Source organism: Parvibaculum sedimenti (assembly GCF_009184905.1).
GTDB lineage: Bacteria > Pseudomonadota > Alphaproteobacteria > Parvibaculales > Parvibaculaceae > Parvibaculum > Parvibaculum sedimenti.
The window spans coordinates 324132-340161 of the sequence record NZ_WESC01000002.1; the positions used below are offsets into that span (position 1 = coordinate 324132).

Genomic DNA, 16030 nt, shown 5'->3' on the forward strand with positions numbered 1-16030 from the left:
GCCGAACGCATGATCAACGACCGTTATCAGAGCATCGCGGATCTGCCCGCCTCGATTCCGGTCTTTCCGCTGGCGGGCGTGCTTTTGCTGCCGCGCACGCAATTGCCGCTCAACATCTTCGAGCCGCGCTATCTGAAGATGGTGGACGACGCCATGCGCGGCGAACGCATCATCGGCATGGTGCAGCCGGATGGCGACGCGGCGATCGCGGCCTCTCAGGACCCGGATGCGAAGCCGAAGCTTTGCAGCGTTGGCTGCGCCGGGCGTCTCACCTCATGGACCGAGACGCATGACGACCGCGTGCTCATCACGCTCACGGGCGTCGCGCGTTTCCGCATTACCTCGGAACTTGATGCCACGACGCCTTATCGCATCTGCACGGTCGATTGGTCCGAATATGAAAACGACCTCACGCCCGATTTCGGCGCGGAGGAGGTAAGCCGCGACGCGCTGCTCGCCGTGCTGAAAACCTATCTCGAAACGCATGGGCTTCAGGCCGACTGGCGCACCATCAAACAGTCGGCCAATGAAGCGCTGGTGAATTCGCTCTCGGTCATCAGCCCCTATGGGCCGCGCGAGAAACAGGCGCTGCTCGAAGCCAGGACACTCGAGGACCGCAACCAGATGCTGATCGCGCTGACCGAAGTCGCCCTTCAGCAGGCCTCGCCCACCACCGACACAACCGTACAGTAGGAAGAAACACATGGCCGACACCCGCGCCCCCGAGGTCGATCCGAAACTCCTCGAAATTCTCGTCTGCCCGGTGACGAAGACGACGCTGCGCTACGACCGCGAGCGGCAGGAACTCATTTCCGACAAGGCGCGCCTCGCCTTCCCGATCCGCGACGGCATTCCGATCATGCTCGCCGACGAAGCGCGTCCCCTTGACGATGAGTGAAGCCGACCGGCCCTGGCCGTCCGATATCAAGCTCCGCAAGGCCGAGCGCATCCTCGAAGTCGTATTCGATGGCGGCGAACGATTTCGTCTGCCTGCGGAGTACCTCCGCGTCGAAAGCCCGAGTGCCGAGGTGCAGGGCCACGGCGCCGGCCAGAAGACGACCGTTCCCGGCAAGCGCAATGTCGAGATTATCGGCCTCGAGCCAGTCGGCAACTACGCCGTGCGGCTCATCTTCAGCGACGGCCACGACAGCGGCCTCTATACTTGGGAAACGCTTTACCGGCTGGGCCGTGAACACGACGCCATCTGGGCGGAATATCTCGCCGCGCTGGAAGCGAAAGGTCTGGGGCGGGACTAAGGCTCATCCTTTCCTCTCGACGTCATGGCCCGATTTATTCGGGCCATCCACGTCTGTACCGACGCAGGGAAAACGTGGATGCCCCCGGTCAAGCCGGGGCATGACGAGCAAAGGAAGAAGGTTAAACCGCCTCGCCCTTCAAGAGCCTCGGTAGGTCGCCGACCACGCCGCCTGCGTGGCGCATGAAGAGGCGGCGCATGGGGCCGATCTGGTTGACGAGCCCCAGGCCCAGATCGCGCGCGAGGCGGACAGGGCCGAGATCGTTCGAGAAGAGACGGTTGAGTCCGTCCATCATCAATGACAGGGCGACATTGTCGAAACGGCGCCAGCGCTGATAGCGCTCGAGCACGGTAAGCGAACCGATATCGAGGCCGAGACGCGCCGCGTCGACGACGACTTCGGCGGCCGCAGCCACGTCGCGCAATCCGAGATTGAGCCCCTGCCCCGCAATCGGATGAACGCCATGCGCGGCATCGGCGATGAGCGCGAGGCGCGGACGGATATATTCACGCGCGAGCTGAAGGTTCAGCGGATAGGACCAGCGCGGACCGACGGGGCGGCATTCGCCCAGATAGTCGCCGAAGCGGGCGCGCATCTCGTCGGCAAAATCCTCGTCATTGAGCGCAAGAATGGCCTTCGCCGCCGCGGTCTTTTCCGTCCAGACGAGTGAGGCGCGGTTGCCAACCATGGGCAGGATCGCGAAAGGCCCGTTGGGAAGAAAATATTCCTGCGCCACGCCTTCATGCGGGCGCTCATGTTCGACGGTCGTGACGATGCCCGTCTGGCCGTAATCCCAGCCGATGGTCCTGATGCCCGCCGCTTCGCGCGTCGGCGACGGGCGGCCATCCGCTGCAAAGCAGAGCTTCGCGCGGACCATGGTTCCATCGGCAAGCGTCGCCGTCGCGTGCGCCGCATCATAGGCGACCGACTTCACGGCATTGGGGGCGATGAGCGTGACGAGCGGCTGCTCGGCAATTGCCTTGCCCAGCGCGATGCGTGTATGGCGGTTCTCGATCAGATGGCCCAGCGGCTCGTTGCCGATCTCGGTGTGATCGAAATGGAGGAAAAGCGGCGACGCGCCTTCGCGGACGCGGCCATCCGACACGATGATGTCGTTTATAGGCTGCATCTGGCCCGCGAGATGCTTCGTCACGCCGAGCCGCTCGAACATGCGGCAGGAGGCAAAGGCGATGGCCGAGACGCGGCCATCGAAACCGGCGTCATGGGTCTTCGCCGGGTCCTGCGCGTCGATGACGGTGACGGTGAGGCCACCCTGCGCAAGTGCCAGCGCCAGCGGGAGACCTGCAAGCCCGCCGCCGACGATCAGAACGTCGCTTTCGTAATCCGCTTTTGTCATGGGCCAGAGAGTCTAACGGAAAGGCCATAAAGTCCAGCCCGCGCGGCGATTTGCCCTCCCCCGGAATAGGGCCTTAGACTTTGGCCAACCAGAAAAGAAAAGCGGGGAGAAGGTCATGCCGGAAACGCTGGCAAAGGACGGAAAATCCAATCTGCCGATGGGAGCCGGGCTCACGGCGCTCGACGAGGACTATCGCGAGAACCTCTATCAGGTGCTGGACGACGTGCGAGAGCGTGCGCCGGTCCTGCGCGACACCGAACTCAACCATGTTTTCGTGACGCGGCACGACGATGTGAAGGCCGTCCTGCGCGACCGCGACCTGCTGGTCGATCCGCGCACGACGCTGCCGGGCGACTATGTCCGCCTCTTCACGCCGGATGCCGAAAGCGAGACCTACGAGCCGAGCATGCTCTTTCTCGACGACCCCGATCACCGGCGGTTGCGCGGCATCGTGACCCAGGCCTTCAACCCGCGCTCGATCGAGGCCATGCGGCCGCGCATCGAGGCGATTGCGAAGGAACTGCTCGACGAGATGGAGGGGAAGAGCGAGGTCGATTTCATCACGGCTTACGCCGCGCCGCTGCCGACCATCGTCATCGCCGACATGCTGGGCGTCGAGCGCGAGCGCCGCGCCGACTTCAAGCGCTGGTCGGACGACATCGTGCAGGCCTTCGATCCGCTGCGCGGCCCTGAGACGACCGCACGCATGAACGCCTCGCAGCAGGCGATGCGGGATTATTTCACCGCCACTATAGCCGAACGCCGCGCCAAGCCCGGCGCCGACCTCATCAGCGACCTGATCCGCGCGGAAGAAGACGGCGCGAAATTGAACAACCGCGAAGTGCTGAGCATGTGCACGCTGCTGCTCACCGCCGGCAATGTGACGACGACGGACCTCATTGGCAACGGTATGCATGCGCTGCTCACGCATCCGGCCGAACTCGCCAAGCTCAAGGCCGACCCGTCGCTCATCGTCAACGCGGTGGAGGAAATGCTGCGCTATGACGGGCCGGTGACGGATTCAGGTCGCCATGCCGACCGCGATATTGTGATCGGCGGTTGCCCGATTGAAAGAGGTCGCACTGTCACGACCTCTCTGGCAGCGGCCAATCACGATCCTTCCGTCTATCCCGAGCCGCACAAATTCGACGTCACCCGCGCCGATACGCATAACCAGTCCTTCGGCGGCGGCATGCATATCTGCCTCGGCGCGCCGCTTGCGCGGCTTGAAGCACAGGTCGCGATCAATATGCTGCTTGGGCGTTTTCCCAATATCACACTCGGTCGGGAACAGGCGGTGCGAAGGCACCTGCCCGCCTTCCGGGGCTTCGAACGAATGGTTGTGACGCTGTAATGGCAAACTGGAACGAAACGACGAGTGCGCTGGGTTTCTCCCGCCTCTTCGAGGAGGGTAGGGCCGATCCGCGCGAGGTGACGGAGTTCTTTCTCGAACGCACGAAGAAAAACGATCCCGATCACCGCGTCTATCGCCTGTTGACCGAAACCCGCGCGCGCGCCGAAGCTGACGCCGCGGCGGACCGCGCGAAACGCGGGCTTCGCCGCCACGCGCTGGACGGTGTGCCGCTCTCCTGGAAGGATTTGTTCGACAGCGCGGGCGATGTGACGCCGGCAGGTTCGCTCGCGCTCAGGACGCGCATTCCGACACGCGACGCCGAAGTGCTGGCGCGAGCGACACGAGCGGGCGCCATCTGCCTTGGCAAGACCAACATGACGGAGATCGCGTTTTCGGGGCTGGGCATCAATCCAAAAATGGGGACGCCCGCCAATGCCTTCGACGAAGCGGTCGAGCGTGTGCCGGGCGGCTCATCTTCGGGCGCCGCCGTCTCGGTGGCACGGGGACTGGCGGCAGGTGCCATCGGCACAGATACCGGCGGCTCGGTGCGTATTCCTTCGGCATGGAACGGGCTCGTCGGATTGAAGACGACGGCGGGACGCATTCCGCTTGGCGGCACCGTGCCGCTCTCGCCGAGTTTCGACACGATCGGCCCGCTTGCGCATGACGTCGCCGATGCGGCCGCGCTCTTTTCTCTGCTCAATGCCTCGAAGCCTTTCGAGCTTGAAGGCGTCGATCTCAACAATGTCGTGCTCTGGCTTCCGGGCGGCGTGGGTTGGAGCGATCTCGATGAGGGTGTGGCAACGGCGCTCGACCTCGCGATCCGCCGCCTCGTCCACGCGGGCGCGCGCATCGTCGAACATAAATTGCCGGAGCTCGACGAGATCGACGCGCTGGCATGGGGTGGCGGTGCAAGCCGTCTCGTCGCCGAAGCCTATGCGATCTGGCACGAGACGCTGGCGACCAATGAGGCCGTCGTCTATCGCCCGGTCTTCGAGCGCATGATGGCGGGCGTTTCGATCAGTGCCGCCGATCTTTTGAAGTCCGATACCGCACGGCGCGACATCGCCGCGCGTTACCTCGCCGCAACAGCGGGCATCGATGCCGTGCTGCTTCCGACCGTCGCGATCACGCCGCCACCCATCGCCGCGCTCGAGGCGGGCGGACCCGACTACTTCAAGGCGAACCGCATGGCGCTCAGGAACACCACCATCGGCAACCAGCTCGGCCTCTGCGCGATAACGCTGCCCGCAGGCTACGATGCAGCGGGTATTCCCGTAGGGCTGATGTTGCAGGCCGCACCCAACACGGAAGAGAAACTGCTCCGCATCGCACGGGCGGTGGAGAAGGTGCTGAAATAATTCTTCGTCACCCCGGATCAGGTCCGGCATGACGGCTTAATTTGAATCGTCGCCACAACAACAGAAACATCACACAAACAAAAAGCCCCGGAGTTTCCTCCGGGGCTTTCTTCTTTTCGTGCAATGCGTTTTAGCGCACCGGCGCCATGCGCGCGCGATCTTCAAGGGCGCGCTTCTGGATGTAGGAGTAGATCGCGTCGACATCTTCCTTCGAGAGAAGATCGCCGAAGCTCGCCATGCCACGATCCTTCAGCATGCCGCCGCGCACGATTTCCTGGAAGTTCTCGCGCGTGGCTTCACTCATGCGCCGCAGATCCGGCGTGACGCCCGGCGAAATCGCGAGCGCACCATGGCAAAGCATACAGGTGCCGGCGAAGGCAACTTCACCCTTGCGGACCTGCTCCTTCGACGCGGTGAGTGGCGGCCATGCCGGGATCGACTGATCGCGCTCTGCAAGCTTCGGCAATTCCATCGTGCCGCCGATCTTGTAGACGAGCAGCTTTCCGGCATTGCCGTATTTCGCCGCAGCCGAAACACGCGCATCGCCCGAGGTGATGTTGACGCCACCCCAGCCCGCAAGCACGGCGAGATATTGCACGCCATCGACCTCATAGGTGATGGGCGGCGCAACGATGCCGGTCTGCACGTCCTGATCCCAGACCTTCTCGCCTGTATCGGCCTTGTAGGCGATCAGATGACCGAGCGCCGTGCCCTGGAAGACGAGATTGCCTGCCGTCGTCACCACGCCGCCATTGAGCGGCGCGGGATATTCGACCTGCCACTTCACCTCGCCCTTGATCGGATCCCAGGCTTTCAGATAGCCGTGGCTCGGCGGCATTTCAGGAAGCGCCTTGATCGCATCGATATAGGCTTCCCAGTCGAGGCCCGGATTCCACCAGTTCTTCTTGACCGTGAACTTGTGGTCCTTCTTCCACTCCGACGAGAGGGAGTAGATGCCCGCGATGTCCTGCGTCGGCAGATAGACGAGGCCCGTCTGCGGATTGTAGGCCATCGGATGCCAGTTATGGCCGCCATTGGCCGACGGCAGAACGAACTGGGTCTGCTTCTCGTAGTCGCTGACCGGCAATTCGACGGGACGTCCCGTCTTCATGTCGATATGGCTTGCCCAAGTGACGGACACGAAGGGCTTCGCCGACAGAAGCTCGCCCGTCTCGCGGTCAAGCACATAGAAGAAGCCGTTCTTCGGCGCGTGCAGTATGAGCTTGCGCTGCTTTCCTTCCCAGGGAAGGTCGACAAGCATCATCGGCTGCGTCGAGGTGTAGTCCCAGTTGTCGCCCGGCGTCTCCTGGTAATACCACTTCATCCTCCCCGTCTCGGGATCGAGCGCGACGATGGACGAGAGATAGAGATTGTCGCCACCACCCGGAGAGCGGATGTAGCGCGTCCAGGGTGAGCCGTTGCCGGTGCCGACATAAAGCGTATTGAGCTTCGGATCGAAGACCATCGAATCCCACGGCGTGCCGCCGCCACCGACCTTCCACCACTCGCCGCCCTTCCATGTCGGAATGGCTTTTTCGAGTTCGGGATTTTCGATCGGCTTCGAGGGATCGCCCGGAACAGTGTAGAAGCGCCAGACCTGCTTGCCGGTTTCGGCGTCGTAAGCGGTGAGATAACCGCGCACGCCATATTCGCCGCCGCCGTTACCGATCAGCACCTTGCCGTTGATGACGCGCGGAGCGCCGGTCGAGGTGTAAGGAGCGCCGGGGACGGTGTTGACCTTCCAGATCACATGGCCGTCCTTCGCGTCGAGCGCGAAGAGACGCCCATCGAAGCTCGCCACATAGACCTTGCCCTTCCAGACAGCCGCACCGCGATTGACGACATCGCAGCAGCCATAGCGGCCCCACTCGCCGGGCACTTCCGGATCGAAGCGCCACAGTTCCTTGCCGGTCTTCGCGTCGAGCGCCGCCGTGATGCCCCAGGAGAGCGTCGTGTACATGACGCCGTCGACGACGATAGGCGAGGCCTCGAGGCCGCGCACCGTGTCCGTGTCATAGGACCAGGCGAGACCGAGCTGGCCGATATTCTTGTCGTTGATCTGATTGAGCGGCGAGAAGCGCTGTTCATCATATGTGCGGCCATAGGCAAGCCAGTTGCCCGGCTCGCTATCCGCGTTGGCGACGCGGGCGCCATCCACATCGGCCGGCCCCTTATATTCCTTACCCGGAGCTTTTTCGCCGACCGCGACCGACTGCCCGGGAGCGCCGTCGCCCTTTGCCCTGATGAACTGCCAGCCGACCGCCGCGGCGAGCGCCACACAAACCGCGACGCTTAGCGCCGCGGGCCACGTCCTGCCCGATGTCTGAGCCATGACCTCCCCATCCCTGTTCGTTTCCCTGTGAAATGCGGACTATCTATCCACATTCCTCGTCCGGGCTCTGCTGCGGCCCTTTGACGCCAGAACTCTAGAGGAGGAGAGGAAAGCGCGAAAGCCGAGCCGGACGCTTCTTGCACTCAAATTTTTGGCCTTGCGCGCTCATGCGGCCAATATATGCACAAAAAATGTGCGAGTTGCCTATTTTGCACTTTTATTGAGCATATTTGACGCCCATAGTGATGCGCGATCATTCCGATGTGCCAAAAAAGCGGGCCGAATCAAGGAACTACCTGACTCCTGACCTTTCGGCACGGTTCTTGAGAACACTTGTCGCCTAAGCGCCGCTGCGTGCATCCCTTGCACAAACAAACGGGCGCCCGAGCATTCAAAGCCGGGGGGCAGTGACCCGGCAGTCAATGGAGAGACGGATGACTGAGACAGGAAAGGAAAAGGGGCTGTTGCGACACATACCCCTCGGGGCCGCGGCAACGACGCTGGCGCTCCTTGCTTCGGTAGGCAGTGCATTTGCCGATGAGGCGCCGAAGATCGACAGCGGTTCGACAGCATGGATGCTGACATCCTCCGCCCTCGTTCTGATGATGACGATTCCCGGCCTCGCCCTCTTCTACGGCGGCATGGTGCGCAAGAAGAACGTGGTGACGATCGTCGCCCAGAACTTCGCCCTTACGGCCCTGATGACCGTCATCTGGACGGTGATCACCTACTCGCTGGCCTTCCGCGCGAATCCGAGCGAAGCAATGAACGCCTATATCGGCGGCTTCGATCGCCTCTTCCTGCGCGGCATGGACGTGAACGCGATTTCGGGCGTCATTCCCGAAAGCGTCTTCATGGTCTTCCAGATGACCTTCGCGATCATCACGCCGGCGCTCATCACGGGCGCCTTCGCCGACCGCATGAAGTTCTCCTCCATGCTCGCCTTCATGACGCTCTGGGCGATCTTCATCTATGCGCCGATCGCGCATTGGGTGTGGGGCGGCGGCTTCCTCGGCACGGCTGGCGTGCTCGACTTCGCCGGCGGCACGGTCGTTCACATCAATGCTGGCATCGCCGGTCTGGTGACCTGCCTCGTCCTCGGCCCGCGTAAGGGCTACGGCCACGAAAACATGGCTCCGCACAACGTCATCCTGACGATGATCGGCGCCTCCCTGCTGTGGGTCGGCTGGTTCGGTTTCAACGCGGGTTCTGAACTCGCCGCCGATGGCCGTGCGGGCTTTGCCTTCGTCGTCACTCAGGTCGCGACCGGCATGGCCGCTCTCGCCTGGATGTTCGCTGAATGGCTCGTCCACAAGAAGCCGACGCTTCTCGGCATGTGCTCGGGTGCGGTCGCCGGTCTCGTCGCCATCACCCCGGCTTCGGGCTTCGTCGATCCGGTCGGCGCGCTCTGGATCGGCCTCGCCGCCGGCATTATCTGCTTCGTCGCCTCGACTTCGGTGAAGCGTGCCATCGGCTATGACGACGCGCTCGACGTCTTTGGCGTGCACTGCGTCGGCGGCATCGTCGGTGCGCTGCTCACCGGCGTCTTCGCCACCATGGCCGTCACCGGTGCGACCGCTCCGGTCGGTGCCATCGACGGCAACTGGGGCCAGGTCATGACCCAGATCAAGGGCATCGCCTACACCCTGGTCTATTCGGGCATCGGCACCTTTGTGCTCCTCATGATCGTGAAGATCTTCTTCGGTCTCCGCGTCTCGCCGCAGGAAGAAGTCGAAGGCCTCGACATCAACCTGCATGGTGAGGTGGTTCAGTAAGCACTGCCCTTCTGGGCCTGTTGCGGACAGGGCGCCCCTCCAGAGACACTGGTTGGGCGCCCTTTTTTTCAGGCTTGTATCGATTTTCGACCGTGCAGAAATGCTGTGATGCAACATGCACAAGAAATTGGCACCTGCCTTCTAATTCGCGAATTGGCCATCACTGGCCGTGTACAGAACTTTGCCGCTTCCATTCCTTGAGACGGAAGCAATTGTGAAAACAACAACTTACGGCGTTTTTCACCTACGGCATGGTTCTTGATTAACGGTGGATAGTTACGGCCGGCGCCTTCATGGCTCCCCGTGCCGAGTGATCAGAATTCCCGGAAGGCCGAGTGGCCGGACGGCGGCAAGCAAAAGAGGAAACCAAAATGAAGCTCGTTGTGGCGATCGTGAAGCCCTTCAAACTCGACGAAGTCCGTGAGGCTCTGACCTCGCTCGGCATCGAGGGCCTGACCATTTCCGAAGTCAAAGGCTACGGACGGCAGAAGGGTCAGACCGAAATCTATCGCGGCGCCGAATACGCCGTGAACTTCCTGCCCAAGATCAAGATCGAGGTGGTGGTGCCCTCCGATCTCGTCGCCAAGACCGTGACGGCGATCAGCGGCGCGGCCAAGACCGGTCAGATCGGCGATGGCAAAATCTTCGTCGTGCCGGTGGAATCGGCCCTCCGCATCCGTACCGGCGAAACCGACTCGGACGCGATCTGATCCAGCGATGCATCGGCGGCGCGTGGCCTGTGCCTGCGCCGCCGAGCCCCCCCAGACAACTCCCCGGCAAGCCTTTCGGCTTCCTCCCGGCCTGAAGGAGCCCCGTCCCCGAGAGTCCGGAACCTTCTCTTCCGGGCTCTTCTCTGCCTATTATTTTTGCGTATTGCCCAGAAAGCGTGACCGATATATGGGCGCTTTTTTGATAACGCTCGCGCCGTTCTGGCGCCAATCGCGCCAAGTCGTTGATTTTCCCTGCTGAAAAATCCGGCACCCAGATGGCATGCCCCTTGATTGGGCAAAATGCCTGTCCAAAAGGACGGCAACAGATCGCCATTGAGGCAATCCAGAAAAGAAGAGCCTGAAATATCGCTCGGCTGAGCGGTTAAAGGCGTGGCAGGGAAGACATCTCCATGAACCCGACCGGACCCGGCGTCGCCAACGGCGCGGACGTCTTTTTTATTCTAATGGGCGCCATCCTCGTCTTTGCGATGCATTCGGGCTTCGCCTTTCTCGAGGTCGGCACGGTCCGGCACAAGAACCAGGTCAATGCGCTGGTGAAGATCCTGGTCGATTTCGCCGTTTCGACGCTGGCCTATTTCTTCATCGGCTATGGCGTCGCTTATGGCGTCCATTTCTTCCAGAGTGCGGCGGTGCTGAATGGCAATGAGGGCGCCGGCTTCGCCCCGCAAGGCCGCGACCTCGTCAAATTCTTCTTCCTGCTGACCTTCGCGGCAGCGATCCCGGCCATCATCTCCGGCGGCATCGCGGAGCGGGCGAAGTTCTGGCCGCAGGTCGCCGCCACGGCCATCATCACGGCTCTCGTCTATCCCTTTTTCGAAGGGCTCGTCTGGCACGGAAATCATGGGGTTCAGGACTGGTTCTCCGCCAATCTGGGCGCGAGCTTCCACGATTTCGCGGGCTCGATCGTCGTCCATGCGGTGGGCGGCTGGATCGCCTTCGGCGCCGTCACCATGCTCGGCCACCGCACCGGGCGCTATACCAAGGACGGCCGCCTTATCGGTTTTCCGCCCTCCTCGATCCCTTGGCTATCGCTCGGCTCCTGGCTCCTCTGCGTCGGCTGGTTCGGCTTCAACGTCATGTCCGGCGGCTCTCTCGCCAGCGTTTCGGGCCTCGTCGCCATGAATTCGCTGATGGCCATGGTGGGCGGCATTCTCGTCGCGCTGATCGCGGGGCGGAACGACCCCGGCTTCGTCCATAACGGCGCGCTCGCGGGCCTCGTCGCGGTCTGCGCGGGCTCGGATCTGATGCACCCGCTCGGTGCGCTGGCGACGGGCGGCGTCGCGGGCGCGCTCTTCGTCTACATGTTCGAATGGAGCCAGTCGCGCCTCAAACTCGACGATGTGCTGGGCGTCTGGGCGCTTCACGGGCTCTGTGGACTCTGGGGCGGGATCGCCTGCGGTATTTTCGGCCTGACCTCCCTCGGCGGCCTTGGCGGCGTCACCTTCATGAGCCAGCTCATCGGCTCGCTGGGCGGCGCGGCCTACGCGCTCGCGGCGGGCTTCATCATCTATGGCGGCCTCAAGAAGGCAGTCGGCATTCGCCTCGCCAAGGGCGACGAAATGCAGGGCGCGGACCTCGCAATCCACAAGATCGGCTCCACTCCGGAAGCCGAGATGGGCCAGCGCTGAGTGAGTCGACAACGACATGCGGAGCGAGGATTAAGGGAATACTTCCAATTGTGTGGATAAGGGCCGAAGACTCCACAGGTTTTCCCACAGATTGGCTGATGCCACACAGCTAGACCGACTCCAGTGAGCCCGGTAAGATCGCGCCGCGAAACAGTGCACTGCTTCGCGACCCGATTTCCGCGCCTTTGCAGGCGCTCTGCTGGAGATGCTGCGCCTCAATGACCGCGCCGGACCTGACGCATAACCGCTTCGAAACCTTGCCCGACGGCCCCTTTCCGCGCCTCAACGCGCTGATCGAGGGGATTGCGCCGGGCAAGGCGCCGATCGTCATGTCGCTGGGTGAGCCGCAGCATCCCTTCCCGGACTTCGTCATGGAGACCATCACGGCCCATGCGAAGGAATTCGGCAAATATCCGCCGATCTCCGGTACGCCCGATTTCCGCGCTTCCGTGGCCGGCTGGCTCGGGCGGCGCTATGGCCTCGGCCCCGACGTGATCGGGCCGAAAAAGCCGCTCGACCCCGAGCTTCAGATCCTGCCGGTGAACGGTACGCGCGAGGCGCTCTTCAACATCGCCTTCGTCGCCACCCCCCTTTCGAAAAAGGGCCAGCGCCCGGCGATCCTGATGCCTAACCCCTTCTACCAGTGCTACGCCGCAGCGGCGCTGGCGGCGGGCGCCGAGCCTGTCTATGTGGCGGCGACGCGCGAGAACGGCTTCATGCCGGATTTCGCGAGCCTGCCCGAGGACCTGCTCGTCCGCACCTCGATGGTCTATTTCTGCTCGCCCGCGAACCCGCAAGGCGCGGTGGCGAGCCTCGACCAATTGAAGGACCTGATCCGTCTCGCACGGCGTCACGGCATCCTGCTCGCCATCGACGAGTGCTATGCTGAAATCTATGATCGTGAAAAGCCGGCGGGCGCGCTTCAGGCCGCGATCGAGCTCTCCGGCACGCTCGACAATGTGGTCGTCTTCCATTCGCTCTCGAAGCGTTCAAGCCTGCCGGGCCTGCGCTCCGGCTTCATCGCTGGCGACCGCGACTTCCTCATCCGCTTCCGCAATTTCCGCAACATCGCCGCGCCGCAAGTGCCCATGCCGATCATGGCGGCCTCGGCGGCGGCCTGGAACGATGAAGCCCATGTCGAGGAAAACCGCGCTCGCTATCGGGCCAAGATCGACGCAGCGGAACGCATTCTCGGCAATCGCTTCGGCTTCTATCGGCCGGCGGGCGGCTTCTTTCTCTGGCTCGATGTCGGCGACGGCGAAGCGGCGGCTACCGAGCTCTGGGCCAAAGGCGGCGTGAAGGTCTTGCCCGGCAAGTATCTCTCGCGCGAAGATTCATTTGATGGCGGCGGAAATCCCGGCGCGGCCTATATCCGCGTCGCGCTGGTCGAATCCCAGGCCGCGACAGAAGAGGCGCTTGCCCGCATGGCAGCCATTCTATGAATGCGATTTGGCTGTGATCGGCGCTGCGTCGCGGGGACGTACTGGTAGCAAGGGATCGCGCAGGCAGGCCAAGGCCGCGCCGCGCGACAGTTGGAGGATGCGCGTGAGGAGTCTGAACCCGCTCGCCTTTCTGCCGATGGGCGCACGCGTGTTTCTGGCCCGCCGCTTCGAGGAGCTGGCGGGTGCCGCCCTTGTCATGCTCGGCCTGTTCGGATTCCTCGCGCTGGTGAGCTGGTCGCGCCACGACCCGAGCCTCAACAACGCAACCGGCCTTCCACCGCAAAACTGGATGGGCATGCCGGGTGCCTATATTTCCGACATCCTTCTGCAGACGCTCGGGCTCGGCGCACTGGCGCTGCTGGCGCCGCCCATCGCCTGGGGCATTCGGCTTGCCCGCCACAACATGCCGCAACGCCTCGTGCTGCGTGTCGCGGCCTGGCTCCTTGCCACGCTTTTCGCCGCCGCCTTTCTCGGCACGCTGCCGCTGCTCGCCATCTGGGCGCTCGCGCCGGGCCTCGGCTTTGGCGGCGTGCTGGGCGACGCCTTGTCGGCGCTCGGGCTTCAGCTTCTCGCGCCCTTTATCGGCAACGGAATGTCCTATGCGCTGACGGCTTTCGTCACTGCGCCCATCGCGGGCTTCCTCGCGCTCTACGCCGCAGATGTGGAATGGAACGAGATCATCGCGCTGGCGAACCGTTCCGCCTTCTGGCGCCGCGACGAAGAGGAAGAAGAGGAAGAAGAGCAACTCGCCTATCCCGTCCGCCGCCGTCCGCGCGGCGGAGAGATCGAGACGCCCGCGCCGCGGGCCCGCGGCAAGCGCCCCTATCGCCCCGATGTCGAGCCGAGTCGCCTGCGCGTGATGGCATGGACCATCGGCGATGCCTTTACCGACCTGCGCGACCGGCTGATGCGCGAAGGCGAATATGCGCCGCTCTCCGCCGACGAGATCGAGGCGGCACGCGCCGCAGGCTTCAAGGCCCGCCGCGCGCGCAAGCCCGAACCCGACGACGAATATGAGGACGAAGACGAGATCGACGTCGATTTCGACGATGAGCTCGAGGACGAGGATGACGTTCCGTCAATTCTCAAGCGCGGCCGCATCGAACCGAAGCTCGACGGAAAGGCCGCGCCACGTGTCAGCCGGTCCGCGCCGAAGCCAAAACCTTCCAAGCGCGCCGTGCGCGAGGCGCAGCCCGCGCTGCCGCTCGAACCGGTGAGCAACTACCAGCTTCCGCCGCTGAGCCTTCTCGCCAAGCCGAAACCAACCGGCAATACCACGCTGATGACCGACGAGGCGCTGCAGCAGAACGCGCGTCTCCTCGAATCCGTGCTCGACGATTTCGGCATCCGGGGCGAGATCATCAATGTCCATCCCGGCCCCGTCGTCACGCTCTACGAACTCGAACCGGCCCCCGGTATCAAATCATCGCGCGTCATCGCGCTTGCCGACGATATCGCCCGCTCGATGAGCGCCGTGTCCGCCCGCGTCGCCGTTGTCCCCGGCCGCAATGCCATCGGCATCGAGCTGCCGAACCATAAGCGCGAAATGGTGTTCCTGCGCGAGCTGCTCGAAACGCCGGACTACGAGAATTCAAACTCGAAGCTGACGCTGGCGCTCGGCAAGAATATCGGCGGCGAAGCCGTCGTCTCCGACCTCGCCCGCATGCCGCATCTCCTGATCGCGGGCACCACTGGCTCCGGCAAGTCCGTCGGCATCAACACCATGATCCTGTCGCTGCTCTACCGGCTCTCGCCGGAGCAATGCAAGCTCATCATGATCGATCCGAAGATGCTCGAACTCTCCGTCTATGACGGCATTCCGCATCTCCTCGCCCCCGTCGTCACCGATCCGAAGAAGGCCGTCGTGGCGCTGAAATGGGTCGTGAAGGAGATGGAGGACCGCTACCGCAAGATGTCGAAAGTTGGTGTACGGAACATCGACGGCTACAACACCCGCGTGATCGACGCCGACGCCAAGGGCGAGGTGCTGGTGCGGACGGTACAGACCGGTTTCGACAAGGAAACCGGCAAGGCCATCTACGAAGAAGAGGAAATGGATCTCTCGCCCATGCCCTTCATCGTCGTCATCGTCGACGAAATGGCCGACCTGATGATGGTCGCGGGCAAGGAGATCGAGGGTGCGATCCAGCGTCTCGCCCAGATGGCGCGCGCGGCCGGCATCCACATCATCACCGCGACACAGCGGCCCTCGGTCGACGTCATTACCGGCACGATCAAGGCGAATTTCCCGACACGCATTTCCTTCCAGGTGACGTCGAAGATCGACAGCCGCACCATTCTGGGCGAACAGGGCGCCGAACAGCTGCTCGGCCAGGGCGACATGCTCTACATGGCGGGCGGCGGGCGCATCCGCCGCGTCCACGGACCTTTCGTTTCGGATGAGGAAGTCGAGAAGGTCGTGACCTTCCTCAAGAAGCAGGGTGTGCCCGAATATCTCGAAGCGATCACTGCGGAGCCCGAAGAAAACGGCGAGATGTTCGGCCTTGATGGCGAGGGCTCGGGCGACGACCTCTATGACAAGGCGGTCGCCATCGTCGCCCGGGACAAGCGCGCCTCCACGAGCTATATCCAGCGCCGCCTCCAGATCGGCTATAATCGTGCCGCGCGCCTGATCGAGCTCATGGAAGAACAGGGCGTGGTCAGCGCGCCGAACCACCAGGGAAAGCGCGAGGTTCTGGTCGGCGACCATTGAGGCAAGACGTCGAAAGCTGCGGCTTTGTTGCCACAGGCGCGACCGAAAATGAGTTGCCCGCCCTTCTCCGGCAAAAGGCCG

Annotated in this window: 12 protein-coding genes; 10 read left to right on the plus strand and 2 right to left on the minus strand. The window is 63.2% G+C overall.

Annotation, left to right across the window (positions count from 1 at the left end):
* Positions 1-9: 9 nt before the first annotated feature.
* The 3 genes from F2P47_RS03405 to F2P47_RS03415 are packed head-to-tail and all read left to right on the plus strand — an operon-like array spanning position 10 to position 1256.
* Complete coding sequence (locus tag F2P47_RS03405) at positions 10-693, plus strand: LON peptidase substrate-binding domain-containing protein (RefSeq protein ID WP_152214744.1); 684 nt, start codon at positions 10-12, stop codon at positions 691-693.
* A 10-nt stretch (positions 694-703) separates the two neighbouring features.
* Positions 704-898 (plus strand): Trm112 family protein, encoded by a 195-nt coding sequence (locus tag F2P47_RS03410; protein WP_152214745.1) that lies wholly within the window; start codon positions 704-706, stop codon positions 896-898.
* Positions 891-1256, plus strand: coding sequence for a gamma-butyrobetaine hydroxylase family protein (locus F2P47_RS03415; RefSeq protein ID WP_152214798.1), 366 nt, complete (start codon positions 891-893; stop codon positions 1254-1256). The genes F2P47_RS03410 and F2P47_RS03415 overlap by 8 nt, the downstream gene beginning before the upstream one ends.
* A 121-nt stretch (positions 1257-1377) precedes the next feature.
* Here F2P47_RS03415 and F2P47_RS03420 read toward each other — a convergent pair whose 3' ends face one another.
* Positions 1378-2613: an FAD-dependent oxidoreductase gene (locus tag F2P47_RS03420; RefSeq protein ID WP_152214746.1), complete on the minus strand. Its 1236-nt coding sequence runs from the start codon at positions 2611-2613 to the stop codon at positions 1378-1380.
* A gap of 115 nt (positions 2614-2728) precedes the next feature.
* On the opposite strand from F2P47_RS03420, the gene F2P47_RS03425 reads away from it, so the two are divergent.
* Together F2P47_RS03425 and F2P47_RS03430 are read left to right on the plus strand one after the other, a co-directional pair.
* Positions 2729-3967, plus strand: coding sequence for a cytochrome P450 (locus F2P47_RS03425; RefSeq protein WP_152214747.1), 1239 nt, complete (start codon positions 2729-2731; stop codon positions 3965-3967).
* On the plus strand, positions 3967-5328 hold the full coding sequence (locus tag F2P47_RS03430) for an amidase (protein ID WP_152214748.1): 1362 nt from the start codon (positions 3967-3969) through the stop codon (positions 5326-5328). The genes F2P47_RS03425 and F2P47_RS03430 overlap by 1 nt, the downstream gene beginning before the upstream one ends.
* 130 nt (positions 5329-5458) lie before the next feature.
* Here F2P47_RS03430 and F2P47_RS03435 read toward each other — a convergent pair whose 3' ends face one another.
* Positions 5459-7660 (minus strand): PQQ-dependent dehydrogenase, methanol/ethanol family, encoded by a 2202-nt coding sequence (locus tag F2P47_RS03435; protein ID WP_152214749.1) that lies wholly within the window; start codon positions 7658-7660, stop codon positions 5459-5461.
* Positions 7661-8094: 434 nt separating this feature from the next.
* Between F2P47_RS03435 and F2P47_RS03440 the strand changes: the two genes are divergently transcribed.
* The 5 genes from F2P47_RS03440 (at position 8095) to F2P47_RS03460 (ending at position 15949) form a co-directional block, all read left to right on the plus strand.
* Positions 8095-9435 (plus strand): ammonium transporter, encoded by a 1341-nt coding sequence (locus F2P47_RS03440; protein WP_152214750.1) that lies wholly within the window; start codon positions 8095-8097, stop codon positions 9433-9435.
* 371 nt (positions 9436-9806) lie between these two features.
* Positions 9807-10145 carry a P-II family nitrogen regulator gene (locus F2P47_RS03445; protein ID WP_152214751.1) on the plus strand — a complete coding sequence of 113 codons (339 nt, stop codon included), beginning with the start codon at positions 9807-9809 and terminating at the stop codon, positions 10143-10145.
* Between the two features lie 410 nt (positions 10146-10555).
* Complete coding sequence (locus F2P47_RS03450; protein ID WP_152214752.1) at positions 10556-11794, plus strand: ammonium transporter; 1239 nt, start codon at positions 10556-10558, stop codon at positions 11792-11794.
* A gap of 218 nt (positions 11795-12012) precedes the next feature.
* Positions 12013-13236, plus strand: a complete 1224-nt coding sequence (locus tag F2P47_RS03455; RefSeq protein WP_152214753.1) for an aminotransferase class I/II-fold pyridoxal phosphate-dependent enzyme — start codon at positions 12013-12015, stop codon at positions 13234-13236.
* Positions 13237-13333: 97 nt separating this feature from the next.
* Positions 13334-15949, plus strand: a complete 2616-nt coding sequence (locus tag F2P47_RS03460; RefSeq protein ID WP_152214754.1) for a DNA translocase FtsK — start codon at positions 13334-13336, stop codon at positions 15947-15949.
* The last annotated feature ends 81 nt before the right edge of the window (positions 15950-16030 follow it).

Coding starts and splice junctions, on each gene's coding strand:
- F2P47_RS03410 (WP_152214745.1), top strand. CDS start 704: ATGGCCGACACCCGCGCCCCCGAGGTCGATCCGAAACTCCTCGAAATT.
- F2P47_RS03460 (WP_152214754.1), top strand. CDS start 13,334: ATGCGCGTGAGGAGTCTGAACCCGCTCGCCTTTCTGCCGATGGGCGCA.
- F2P47_RS03455 (WP_152214753.1), top strand. CDS start 12,013: ATGACCGCGCCGGACCTGACGCATAACCGCTTCGAAACCTTGCCCGAC.
- F2P47_RS03450 (WP_152214752.1), top strand. CDS start 10,556: ATGAACCCGACCGGACCCGGCGTCGCCAACGGCGCGGACGTCTTTTTT.
- F2P47_RS03425 (WP_152214747.1), top strand. CDS start 2,729: ATGCCGGAAACGCTGGCAAAGGACGGAAAATCCAATCTGCCGATGGGA.
- F2P47_RS03430 (WP_152214748.1), top strand. CDS start 3,967: ATGGCAAACTGGAACGAAACGACGAGTGCGCTGGGTTTCTCCCGCCTC.
- F2P47_RS03440 (WP_152214750.1), top strand. CDS start 8,095: ATGACTGAGACAGGAAAGGAAAAGGGGCTGTTGCGACACATACCCCTC.
- F2P47_RS03420 (WP_152214746.1), bottom strand. CDS start 2,613: ATGACAAAAGCGGATTACGAAAGCGACGTTCTGATCGTCGGCGGCGGG.
- F2P47_RS03435 (WP_152214749.1), bottom strand. CDS start 7,660: ATGGCTCAGACATCGGGCAGGACGTGGCCCGCGGCGCTAAGCGTCGCG.
- F2P47_RS03415 (WP_152214798.1), top strand. CDS start 891: ATGAGTGAAGCCGACCGGCCCTGGCCGTCCGATATCAAGCTCCGCAAG.
- F2P47_RS03405 (WP_152214744.1), top strand. CDS start 10: ATGATCAACGACCGTTATCAGAGCATCGCGGATCTGCCCGCCTCGATT.
- F2P47_RS03445 (WP_152214751.1), top strand. CDS start 9,807: ATGAAGCTCGTTGTGGCGATCGTGAAGCCCTTCAAACTCGACGAAGTC.